Origin of the sequence: Streptomyces sp. NPDC052042, from assembly GCF_044548345.1 — a bacterium.
Lineage (GTDB): Bacteria > Actinomycetota > Actinomycetes > Streptomycetales > Streptomycetaceae > Streptomyces.
In genome coordinates this window covers 1-12,990 of the sequence record NZ_JBIUBU010000058.1, presented here as the reverse complement: position 1 = coordinate 12,990, position 12,990 = coordinate 1, and the positions used below count along the sequence as shown (strand labels likewise).

Annotated in this window: 1 protein-coding gene and 1 pseudogene; both read left to right on the top strand. The window is 74.0% G+C overall.

Annotated features, from left to right (window positions below; genetic code table 11):
• On the top strand, positions 1–9,885 hold a 9,885-nt coding region (locus ACIHCL_RS36445; RefSeq protein ID WP_399868840.1), incomplete at its 5' end, for an SDR family NAD(P)-dependent oxidoreductase.
• A gap of 128 nt (positions 9,886–10,013) precedes the next feature.
• Positions 10,014–12,990 (top strand): annotated as a pseudogene (locus ACIHCL_RS36440) (type I polyketide synthase); the annotation flags it as partial.

Below are 12,990 nucleotides of genomic sequence, written 5' to 3'. Positions count from 1 at the left end.
CAACCCACCACCAAAGTCGACTGGGACTCGGGAAGTCTCCAGCTCCTCACCCAGTCCCAGCCCTGGCCCACCCACCCCGACCGGCCACGCCGCGCCGGCATCTCCGCCTTCGGCGTCAGCGGCACCAACGCCCACACCATCATCGAAGAACCACCCCCCACACCCAACACCACACCCGACGAAGAACCCGAACACACCGACAACCCACCCGTCATCGCATGGCCCCTCTCCGCCCACACCCCCACCGCCCTACGCGCCCAAGCCGCACGCCTGCGGGCCTGGCTCAACCGCGCCGACACGCTCTCCGTCGCCGACATCGGCCGCAGTCTTGCCACCGGGCGTGCGGCGCTCCCCCACCGGGCGGTGCTGCTCGGTGACGGCGGTGCGCCGCTGGACGCCCTTGCCGCCGTGGCCTCCGGTGAGGTGTCTTTGGACGCGGTCACGGGCAGCGCGGCCGATGTACGTCGGGTCGCCTTCGTCTTTCCGGGTCAGGGCGCGCAGTGGGCGGGCATGGGTGCCGAACTCCTCGGTTCCTCACCGGTCTTCGCGACGGAGCTGGCGCGGTGCGAGGCCGCGCTGGCCCCGTTCGTGGACTGGTCGCTCACCGATGTGCTGCGCGGTGTGCCGGGTGCCCCCGGCCTCGATCGGGTGGACGTCGTGCAGCCGGTGACCTTCGCCGTCATGGTCTCTCTCGCGGCGATGTGGCGGTGGCTCGGTGTCGAGCCGACCGCCGTCATCGGTCACTCCCAGGGCGAGATCGCCGCCGCCCATGTCGCCGGGGCGCTCTCGCTGGAGGACGCCGCCCGAGTGGCGGCGCTGCGCTCCCAGCTCATCGCCCGTGCGCTCGCGGGACAGGGCGGTATGGCCTCGGTGGCTCTGGCCCCGGCCGACGTCGAGGCCCGGATGGCCGGTGCCGGAGAGGTCGAGATCGCGGCCGTCAACGGGCCGGAGACCACGGTCGTCTGCGGTGCGACCGGCGCCCTGGATGCGCTGCTGGGCACGCTGGAGGCCGAGGGCGTCCGGGTCCGCCGCATCGACGTCGACTACGCGTCGCACTCCCGCCAGGTCGAGGCGCTCCGGGACGAGTTGACTGCCGTGCTCGGAACGATCCGGCCGCGCCCGGGCAACGTGCCCTTCTACTCGACGGTCGAGGCGGAGCCGCTGGACACGACGGCGCTCGACGCGGGGTATTGGTACCGCAATCTGCGCCACCCGGTGCGGTTCGAGTCCACGCTGCGCGGCATGCTGGCCGACGGGGTGGACGCGTTCGTGGAGTGTTCCCCGCACCCCGTTCTCACCGTCGGCATCCGGCAGACGCTGGAGAGCGCGGGGACGGCCGCGACGGCCGTCGGCTCGTTGCGGCGCGACGACGGCGGCCTGCGGCGGTTCCTCGCCTCCGCCGCGGAGGCGCAGGTCGGTGGCGTTCCGGTGGACTGGGCCACGCTCTATCCCGGCGCCGCGTGGGCGGATCTGCCCACGTACGCCTTCCAGCGCGAGCGCTACTGGGTATCGGCGGCCGTGCCCGGGCCCGCCACCGCGGCGGCCGGGCAGCAGGACACCGCCGTGACCTACGGCGACCGACTCGCGTACCACGTGGCCTGGCAGGGGCTGCGTCCGGCGGACGGCGCGTGGCGGCCGGGGCCATGGCTGCTGATCGTGCCGACCGGGAAACAGGAGGCCGGGACCGTCGACGCCGTGGAGCGGGCCATCGCCTCCTTCGGAGGGACGGTCCGCCGGGTCACCGCCGACCCCGTGTCGGCCGACCGCGACGAACTGCGGAGCCTGCTCGGACCCGTGGTCGCCGGGGAGGACCCGGTGATCGGTGCGGTGTCGTTGCTGGGGGTGTCCACGGACGACCACCCGGAGCACCCCGGTGTGCCGGTGGGAGTCACTGCGACCCTCGCTCTCGTCCAGGCGTTGGCCGATCTCGGCGGCACCGTACCGCTGTGGACCGTCACCCGTGGCGCGGTCGCCGCCGGGCCGGACGAGGTGCCTTCCACCGCGGGGGCCCAGTTGTGGGGGCTGGGCCGGGCTGCGGCGCTGGAACTGCCCGAGCTCTGGGGCGGTCTCGTCGATCTGCCGGAGCGGCCCGACGCGGGTGTCTTCGATCGGCTCGCCGGAGTGCTTGCCGGAGCCGGAGCCGAGGACCAGGTCGCCATCAGGGCGTCGGGCGTCTTCGGCCGCCGGGTCCTGCGGTCCCCGGCCGACGCGGCGCCGGCCGCGTGGCGGACCCGGGGAACCGTCCTCGTCGTCGGGGACTCCACGACCGTGCCCGACCGGCTGCTGGAATCCTTGCTGGCCGACGGAGCCGAACGCATCGTGCTGGCCGGACCGGAGGTCGAAACGGACGCCGAGGCCGATGTGGTGCGGGTGCGCTGCGCCGTCGCCGACCGCTCCGCCCTGGCCGCTCTGCTCGCGGAGCACCGTCCCGATGTCGTCTTCCATGCGCCGCCGCTGGTACCGCTGGTGCCTCTCGTCGAGACGGCGCCCGCCGACGTCGCCGAGGCCGTGGCCGCCAAGACGGCCGTCGCCGATCATCTGGTCGGCCTGGCGGCCGAGGCGGATCTGCGGGCCCTGGTGCTGTTCTCCTCCGTGTCGGGGATGTGGGGCGGCGCCGCCCAGGGCTGCTACGCGGCGGCCACCGCGCACCTGGACGCGCTCGCCGCACGCGCACGGGCGGCCGGGCTGCCCGTGGTCTCGGTCGCGTGGAGCCCCTGGGCGGGCGGCGTCCGCGCGAAGGGCGCCGACGAGGAGTTCCTGAGCAGGCGCGGGGTGGTCCCGCTCGATCCCGACGCGGCGGTGCGGTCGCTGCACCGGCTGCTGGCGCGGGGCAGTGCCTACGGCGCCGTCGCCGACGTCGCGTGGGACCGTTTCATCGCCTCGTACACATCGGTACGGCCGACGGCCCTGTTCGACAATGTGCCCGATGTGCGCGCGCTGTCCGCCGCACAGCGTGCGGCTGACACGGACGAGTCGGCCGCCGCCGAGCTGGTCCGCGAGCTGTCCGCCCGGTCCGGCGACCAGCGGCAGGCCGCCCTGCTGCGGCTGGTCCGCTCGCAGGCCGCCGTCGTGCTGGGCAAGGCGTCCGGCGACGCGGTGAGCAGTTCGCGGGCGTTTCGCGAACTGGGCTTCGAGTCGCTGACGGCGGTCGAGTTGCGTGGCCGGCTCGCGGACGCGACCGGCCTGACGCTGCCCGCCTCCTTGGTCTTCGACCATCCCACTCCCACCGCGCTCGCCCGCCATCTCGGCGAGCGGCTCTTCGGCGGCGAGGAGGGCACGGCCGCCGTCTCCGAGGCCGCCACGGCCCGCGCAGTGGACGCCGGTGAGCCGATCGCGATCATCGGTATGGCGTGCCGACTGCCGGGCGGGGTGCGCTCCCCGGAAGACCTGTGGGAGTTGCTCTCCGGCGAGGTGGACGCCGTCACCGCCTTCCCCACCGACCGTGGGTGGGACAACGACGGCCTCTACGACCCCGACCCCGACACGCCCCGGCACACCTACGCCCGAGCGGGCGGGTTCCTGCACGACGCGGCCGAGTTCGACCCGGGCTTCTTCGGGATCAGCCCACGCGAGGCAGTGGCGATGGACCCGCAGCAGCGGCTGGCCCTGGAGACGGCCTGGGAGTCCTTCGAACGGGCCGGCCTCGACCCCACCCGACTGCGCGGCAGCCGTACGGGGGTCTTCGTGGGTTCCAACGGCCAGCACTATGTGCCGTTGCTTCAGAACGGGGACGGAGGTGACGAGAGTTTCGACGGCTACATCTCCACGGGCAACTCGGCCAGCGTGATGTCCGGCCGACTCTCGTACGTCTTCGGCCTGGAGGGACCGGCGGTCACCGTCGACACGGCGTGTTCCGCCTCTCTCACGGCGCTGCATCTGTCGGTCCAGTCGCTGCGCCGGGGGGAGTGTGATCTGGCGCTGGTCAGCGGTGTCACGGTGATGTCGACGCCAGAGTTGTTGGTGGACTTCGCCCGTCAGCGGGCGTTGGCGCCGGACGGCCGGTCCAAGGCGTTCGCCGAGGGCGCCGACGGGGTCGGTCTGGCCGAGGGTGCCGTGATGCTGCTGGTGGAGCGGTTGTCGGACGCCGAGCGACTGGGGCACCAGGTCCTGGCCGTCGTCCGCGGCACCGCCATCAACCAGGACGGCGCCAGCAACGGCCTCACCGCACCCAACGGACCCGCCCAGCAGAACGTCATCCGCGAAGCCCTCACCGACGCCGACCTCACACCCGACCAGGTCGACGCCATCGAAGCCCACGGCACCGGCACCCCCCTCGGCGACCCCATCGAAGCCGGCGCCCTCCTCGCCACCTACGGACAACCCGACCGCCAGACCCCCCTCTGGCTCGGCTCACTCAAATCCAACATCGGCCACACCCAAGCCGCCGCAGGCATCGCCGGAATCATCAAAATGATCCAGGCCATGCACCACCACACCCTCCCCCCGACCCTCCACGTCGACCAACCCACCACCAAAGTCGACTGGGACTCGGGAAGTCTCCAGCTCCTCACCCAGTCCCAGCCCTGGCCCACCCACCCCGACCGGCCACGCCGCGCAGGCATCTCCGCCTTCGGCGTCAGCGGCACCAACGCCCACACCATCATCGAAGAACCACCTCGGACCACCGGACCCGAGGCGCCCGCGGTGGACAAGGACCATGGCCCGGCCGACGCCGGTGAGGCGCGCGAGCAGGACCGGTGGCAGGGGGTGACCGTGCCGCTGATGCTGTCCGCGCACAGCGAAGCCTCACTGCGCGACCAGGCACGGCAGCTGTCTGCGGAGCTCCTCGCGCGTCCCGAACGGCGTCCGGCCGATGTCGGTCTCTCCCTCCTGACCACCCGGGCCCGCTTCGAGCAGCGGGCGGCGGTGGCAGGCGAGAGCGTCACGGAGTTGGCCGAGATCCTCGGCTCCGTCGCCGAAGGCCGCCCGCATCCGCTGGCGACGACCGGCACCGCCGGTACGGCCGACCGTGTCGTGTTCGTCTTCCCCGGCCAGGGGTCGCAGTGGCCCGGCATGGCCGCCGGACTGCTGGAGAGCCCCGGCGCGTTCCGGGACTCCGCCGACGTCTGCGACGCGGCGCTGCGGCCCCACCTCGGCTGGTCGGTGCTCAGCGTGCTGCGCGAGGAACCGGACGCGCCTTCGCTCGATCGGGTCGACGTAGTGCAGCCGGTGCTGTTCACGATGATGGTTTCGCTCGCCGCGGCCTGGCGTGCGCTGGGGGTCGAACCGGCGGCGGTGGTCGGGCACTCGCAGGGCGAGATCGCCGCCGCCCATGTCGCCGGAGCGCTCTCGCTGGACGATGCGGCCCGGATCGTCGCTCTGCGCAGTCAGGCGTGGCTCGGGCTGGCGGGCAAGGGCGGCATGGTGGCGGTGTCGATGCCGGTGGAGGAGTTGCGGCCACGGCTGGAGAGGTGGGGGGACCGCCTCGCCGTCGCCGCCGTCAACAGCCCCGGCTCCTGTGCCGTGGCCGGCGAGCCGGAGGCCCTGGCGGAGCTGGTCGCGCAGGTCACCGGGGAGGGCGTGCACGCCCGGCCGATCCCCGGAGTCGACACCGCGGGCCATTCGCCGCAGGTGGACGCGCTCCGGGAGCATCTGCTGGAGGTGCTGGCCCCGGTCGCCCCCCTGCCGTCCGGCATCCCCTTCTATTCGACGGTGACCGGCGGGCTGCTGGACGGTACGGAGCTGGACGCCTCGTACTGGTACCGCAACATGCGCGAGCCGGTCGAGTTCGAGCGGGCCACCCGGTCGCTCATCGCCGACGGGCACGACGTGTTCCTGGAACCGAGTCCGCACCCCATGCTGGCCGTCGCGCTGGAGGAGACGGTCGTCGACGCCGGGGCCGGCGCGGCCGTGCTGGGGACGCTGCGCCGCCGCCACGGCGGCCCTCGTTCGCTGGCCCTGGCCGTCTGCCGCGCCTTCGCGCACGGAGTGGAGGTCGAGCCCGAGGCGGTCTTCGGTCCCGGCGCACGCACGGTGCACCTGCCCACCTACCCGTTCCAGCGCGAGCGGTACTGGCACCAGCCCGGCTCCCGGGGTGGTGATCCCGCCTCACTGGGGGTGGAATCCGCCGGTCATCCGCTGCTCGGCGGTGGCGTGGAACTCCCGGACACCGGCGGCCACGTCTACACCGCGCGGATCGGCGTCGGTGGGTTTCCCTGGCTGGCCGACCACGCCCTGTTGGGAACGGTGCTGCTGCCCGGTGCCGCCTTCGCCGACCTCGCGCTGTGGGCGGGCCGCCAGACCGACGCCGGCCGGATCGAGGAACTGACCCTCTCCGCGCCGTTGGTGGTGCCCGACGACGGCGGGGTCGTCCTGCGGCTGAGCGTCGCGGGCCGTGGCCCGGACGGAGCCCGGCGCTTCACGGTCCACGCCCGCCCCGAGGACGCCGCCGACTGGACCCTGCACGCCGAGGGTCTCCTCACCGCGGACGAAGGCACCGACGAGAGCGGAGGCGATGGTTTCGCCGGGGTCGTTCCGCCGGACGCCGAGCCGCTCGACGTCAGCGGCTTCTACGACCGGTTCGCCGAGCGCGGCTACGGCTACGGCCCCGTCTTCCGCGGCCTGGTGAGCGCCCATCGGGACGGGACCGACATTCATGCGGAGGTCGCGCTGCCCGCGTCGGTGCGCGGTGAGGCCGGGCGCTTCGGTCTGCACCCTGCGCTGTTGGACGCGGCCCTGCAGGCGATGAGTCTCGGTGCGTTCTTCCCCGAGGACGGGCAGGTCCGGATGCCGTTCGCACTGCGCGGCATCCGGCTGCACCGGCCGGGAGCCGACCGGCTGCGGATCCGCATCTCGCCGGTGGCCGAGGACGCGGTGCGCGTCCGGTGCGCCGATGCCGACGGGCGACCGGTCGCCGAGATCGGCTCGGTCATCATGCGCACGGTGGATCCGGGGCACCTGCCTGGCGGCGGGCGGCAGCCGGGCCCCGACACGCTGTTCCGGCTCTCCTGGCACGAGCTGCCCGCTGCCGCAGGCGCCGACGCCGCCGCACCGGTCCGCTGGGTGGTCGCGGGACCGGACGCCCTGTCCCTGGCGGGGGTGGCCGACGCACACCTGCCCGACCTGCCGGCACCGGACGGGTCCGGCCTGCCCGCCCCGGGCGCCGTCGTGTTCGGCGTACCGACCGGGGCGGGCCACGATGTCGCCGCCGAGGCCCGGACCGTCACCTGCCGGGTGCTGGAACTGCTCCAGCGGTGGCTCGCGGCACCGGCCGGACCGGAGGGGGCCCGGCTCGTCGTGGCGACCCGCGGCGCGGTCGCGGTACACGGCGACGGCGAGGTGACGGACCCGGCGGCGGCTGCCGCGTGGGGTCTGCTGCGTTCCGCACAGGCCGAGGAACCGGGCCGGTTCCTCCTCGTCGACCTGGACGACGACCCGGAGTCGGCGCGGGCGTTGCCCGCCGCCATCGCGTCGGGTGAACCCCAGACGGCGGTGCGGGGCGGAAGGGTGTACCTGCCCCGGCTGGAGAGCGCCGGTGGCGCGTCCGGCGGCGGCACACTCATTCCGCCGGATGGGGACGGGGCATGGCGGCTGTGCCGGGGGGCGGACGGCACACTGGACGGTCTGGCCCTGCTGCCCGCCCCCGACGCGGACGCTCCGCTGGAGCCGGGGCAGGTGCGCGTCGCCGTGCGCGCCGCCGGTGTGAACTTCCGGGACGCCCTCCTCGCCCTGGGCATGTACCCGGGCGAGGCCGAGTTGGGCACCGAGGGAGCGGGCTTCGTCACGGAGGTCGGTCCCGGTGTCACACGGTTCCGCCGCGGCGACCGGGTGCTGGGCCTGTGGAACGGCGGCTTCGGCCCCGTGTGCACCGCCGATGAGCGGCTGCTGGCGCCGGTCCCGGACGGCTGGTCCTTCGCCCGGGCCGCGTCGGTTCCGGCGGTGTTCCTCAGTGCCTACTACGGCCTGGTCACCCTGGCCGGGCTGCGACCGGGAGAGACCGTGCTGGTGCACGCCGCCGCCGGAGGCGTCGGCATGGCCGCCGTACAGATCGCCCGCCACCTCGGCGCCGAGGTGCTGGCGACCGCAAGCCCCGGCAAATGGGACACCCTGCGCGGTCTGGGCCTTCCGGACGAGCACATCGCCTCCTCGCGCACCCTCGACTTCGCGACGGCGTTCTCCCGCGCGAGGAGGCCGGCCGGCGTCGATGTCGTCCTGAACTCGCTGGCACACGAGTACGCCGACGCGTCCCTGGGCCTGCTCGGCCCCGGCGGGCGATTCCTGGAACTGGGCCGGACCGATGTGCGCGACCCGCTCGGGGTCGGTGCCGACCACCCGGGCGTGCGGTACCGGGCGTTCGGTCTGGACGAGGTCGAGCCCGGCGAACTCGGCCGGACGCTCGCCGAGTTGATGGAGCTGTTCGGCCGGGGGGCGCTGCGCCCGCTGCCCGTCGCCACGCACGACGTGCGGCGTGCCGCGGACGCCCTGCGCACGATCAGCCAGGCCCGGCACGTCGGCAAGCTCGTGCTGACCATGCCGCCCGCGTTCGGCCCGTACGGCACCGTACTCATCACCGGCGGTACGGGAACCATCGGCAGCCGGATCGCCCGGCACCTGGTCACCCGGCACGGCGTGCGCCGTCTGCTGCTGGTCTCCCGCGGGGGCCCGGACGGGGACGGCGCCGCCGAGCTGGTGGCGGAACTGGCCCATCTGGGCGCGTCGGCCACGGTCGTCGCCTGCGACGTCGCCGACGTCGACGCGCTGCGGCGGGTGCTCGCCGAGGTGCCCGCCGAGCACCCGCTGACCGCGGTGGTGCACAGCGCGGGCGTCCTCGACGACGGGATGCTGTCCTCCCTCACCCCCGAGCGGGTGGAGCGGGTGCTGCGGCCCAAGGTGGACGCCGCGGCGCACCTGGACCGGCTCACCCGGGACCTGGACCTGTCGGCGTTCGTCCTCTTCTCGTCCAGCGCCGCGCTCCTGGGCAGCCCCGCCCAGGGCAACTACGCGGCGGCCAACGCCGTCCTCGACGCGCTCGCGGTCCGGCGGCGCGCGCTCGGCCTGCCGGCGGTGTCGGTGGCCTGGGGGCTGTGGGCGGACACCAGCAGCATGCATGGGCTGGACCAGGAGAGCCTGGGTCGGCGGTTCGCGCGCAGCGGCTTCCCGCCCATGCCGGCAACGCAGGCCACCGCGTTGTTCGACGCGGTGCTCGGGGCGGACGAGGCGGTCCAGTTCCCCATGAGGGTCGACCCGGCCGCCCTGCGCGCGAACGGAACCGTGCCGAGCCTGCTGTCGCGGCTCGTCACACGCACCCCGGGCGGCACGGCGGCCGTCCGGGCCCGGACGGAGTCGGCCGACGGGACCGGGCGGGAGAGCGGCGAGGCGTTCGCCGAGCGTCTGTCCGCCCTGTCGGACGAGGAACGCCAGGACACGCTGCTGGAGCTGGTGCGCGAACTCGTCGCCGCGGTGCTGGGTCACGGCTCCGCCGCCTCGGTCGCCTCGGACCGGGCCTTCCGGGAAGTCGGCTTCGACTCGCTGACCGCTGTCGAGCTGCGCAACCGGCTCGGCGCGGCGACGGGCCTGCGGCTGCCCGCAACCCTGGTCTTCGACCATCCGACTCCAGCCGCGCTGGCCGATCGTCTGAACGAGCTGCTCGTGCCGCGGCAGCCGGCCGGGCCCGACCCGCTCCTGGCCTCACTCGACCGGCTCGAGGAGGCGCTGGCCGCCCTGGCCCCCGACGGGTCGGCCGCCGCGACCGACGCCTCCCGGGCCCCGGCCGAGATCGCGTCGCGCCTGGACGCGCTGGCCGACCGCTGGCGTGCTCTCCACCACGGTGCCGTGAACACCGGCGACGACCCCCGAGGCACCGGCGGCGACATCGACAACGTGCTGCGCACCGCGGCCGATGACGAGATCTTCGCGTTCATCGACGAACGGTTCGGCACGTCGTGACCCCGCCCGGTCCGACCCGGCCCGGCCATGGACGCCTCGGCAGCAGACCGCACAGCCTCGAAGGGAAGACCTCTGTGGAGAACAAGACGTCGAACGAATCGGCGGAGCCGAAGGAGCCGGACGCGGCGAAACTGCGCTCGTACCTCAGGCGTGTGACGGCCGAGCTGCACCGGGCCACCGAGCAACTGCGCACCGTCGAGGAGCGGGCGCGGGAGCCGATCGCGATCGTCGGCATGGCCTGCCGGCTGCCCGGAGGGGTGCGCGGGCCGGAAGACCTGTGGGAGCTGCTGCGCTCGGAGACCGACGCGGTCTCCCCGGCACCGTCCGACCGCGGCTGGGACGTGGCGGCGATGTTCTCGCCCGATCCGGACCGGGCCGGGGCGACGTACTGCCGCGAAGGGGGGTTCGTCCGGGGCGTCGACCGGTTCGACCCCGGTCTCTTCGGGATCTCGCCGAACGAGGCACTGGCCATGGACCCCCAGCAGCGGCTCCTGCTGGAGACGGCGTGGGAGTCGCTGGAACGGGCCGGCATCGACCCGAAGTCCCTGCGGGGCAGCCGCACCGGTGTGTTCGCCGGTGCGTGGGAGAGCGGATACCAGAAGGGGGTGGAGGCCGCCGACGCCGGGCTGGAGGGTCAACTCCTGGCCGGGATCGTCAGTTTCACGGCGGGCCGGGTCTCGTACACCCTCGGTCTGGAGGGCCCGGCCATCACGGTGGACACGGCCTGCTCGTCGTCGCTGGTGGCGCTGCATCTGGCGGTGCAGTCGCTGCGGCGCGGCGAATGCGACCTCGCGCTCGCCGGCGGTGCGACGGTCATCGCCGACCCGTCGCTGTTCGTGCAGTTCTCACGGCAGCGGGCCTTGGCGCCGGACGGCCGGTCCAAGGCGTTCGCCGAGGCCGCCGACGGCTTCGGGCCCGCCGAGGGTGCCGTGATGCTGCTGGTGGAGCGGTTGTCGGACGCCGAGCGACTGGGGCACCAGGTCCTGGCCGTCGTCCGCGGCACCGCCGTCAACCAGGACGGCGCCAGCAACGGTCTGACCGCCCCCAGTGGGCCCGCCCAGCAGAAGGTCATCCGTGCCGCCCTGGCCGATGCCGACCTCACACCCGACCAGATCGACGCCGTCGAAGCCCACGGCACCGGCACCCCCCTCGGCGACCCCATCGAAGCCGGCGCCCTCCTCGCCACCTACGGACAACCCAACCGCCAAACCCCCCTCTGGCTCGGGGCGTTGAAGTCCAACATCGGCCACACCCAGGCCGCCGCGGGTATCGCCGGAATCATCAAGATGGTCCAGGCACTCCGGCACGACACCCTCCCTCCGACCCTCCATGTCGACCAACCCACCACCAAGGTCGACTGGGACTCGGGCAGCCTCCGGCTCCTCACCGAAGCCCAGCCCTGGCCCGCCACCCCGGACCGGCCGCGCCGCGCCGGCATCTCCTCCTTCGGCGTCAGCGGCACCAACGCCCACGTCATCATCGAAGAACCACCCCCCGTCACGCTCGCCGAACCGCCCGCGTCTCCGGCCCCGGGCCATGCGACCGTGCTCCCGCTGTCGGCCGTCGGCGCGGCGCCTCTGCGCGAGCAGGCGCGGCGGCTCGCCGAGCATCTGGCCGCCCATCCGGAGATCACTGCGACCAGTGCCGCGTACTCCGTCGCCACCACGCGTGCGGCGCTGTCCCACCGGGCCTCGGTCCTGGCCGACGACCGGGAGTCGCTGATCGCGCGGCTGCGCTCGATCGCGGAGGAGCGGCCGGATCCCGACGTGGTGCTCGGCGAGGCCGGCAGCGACCGGGCGCCGCTCTTCGTCTTTCCCGGACAGGGCGCCCAGTGGGCCGGGTTGGGAGCTCGGCTCCTCGCGGACTCACCGGTCTTCCGTGCCAGGGCCGAGGACTGCGCCCGGGCGCTGGCGCCCCATATCGACTGGTCGGTCCTCGATGTGCTGGCCGGTGCCCCGGACACCCCTCCGATCGACCGTGCCGACGTGGTGCAGCCGGTGCTGTTCACCGCGATGGTCTCGCTGGCGGCCCTCTGGGAGGCCCATGGCGTGCGGCCGGCCGGGGTCGTGGGCCACTCCCAGGGTGAGGTGGCCGCGGCCTGCGTGGCCGGTGCCCTCTCGCTGGAGGACGCGGCCCTGGTGATCGCCGGGCGCAGCAGGCTGTGGGGGCGGTTGGCCGGGGGCGGGGGCATGCTCGCGGTGATGGCTCCGGCCGAGCGGATCCGTGAGCTGCTCGAACCGTGGCGGCAGCGCATCTCCGTGGCGGCGGTCAACGGGCCCGCCTCGGTCACCGTCGCGGGTGACGCGCTCGCGCTGGAGGAGTTCGGTGCGCGGCTCTCCGCCGAGGGGGTGCTGCGCTGGCCGCTGCCAGGCGTCGACTTCGCCGGGCACTCGCCGCAGGTGGAGCAGTTCCGCGCGGAACTGCTGGACCTGCTGGCCGGCGTACGGCCGGTTCCGGCCCGGATACCGTTCTTCTCCACCACGACCGCCGGTCCGTGTGCCGGCGAAGAGTTGGACGCGTCGTACTGGTATCGCAACATGCGCGAACCCGTGGAGTTCGACGCCACGCTGCGGACGCTGCTGCGCGCGGGCCATCACACGTTCATCGAGATCGGTCCGCATCCGTTGCTCAATGCCGCGATCGACGAGATCGCGGCGGACGAAGGGGTCCCGGCCACCGCGCTGCACACGCTGCAGCGGGGCGCGGGCGGCCTCGACCACATGCGCAGCGCGGTGGGTGCCGCCTTCGCGCACGGAGTCCGCGTCGACTGGAGCGCCGTGTACGAGGGCACCGGTGCGCGCCGGGTGCCCCTTCCGTCGTACGCCTTCCGCCACGACCGGTTGTGGCTGCCGACCGCCGTCGCCCGGCGCGCCGTGCCGGCGAAGTCCCGGCCCACCGACGCCTGGCGCTACCGGGTGACCTGGACCGCCCTGGACTCCCCCACCGGTGGCGCCCGTCTGTCGGGGCGGTGGCTGGTGATCAACCAGACAACCCACCAGGAATCCGACAGCCAACTCGTCCGCGACATCACCACAGCACTCCACACAGCCGGCGCCGACACCATCCCACTCACCCTCGACCCCACCACCGACACACCCACCCTCA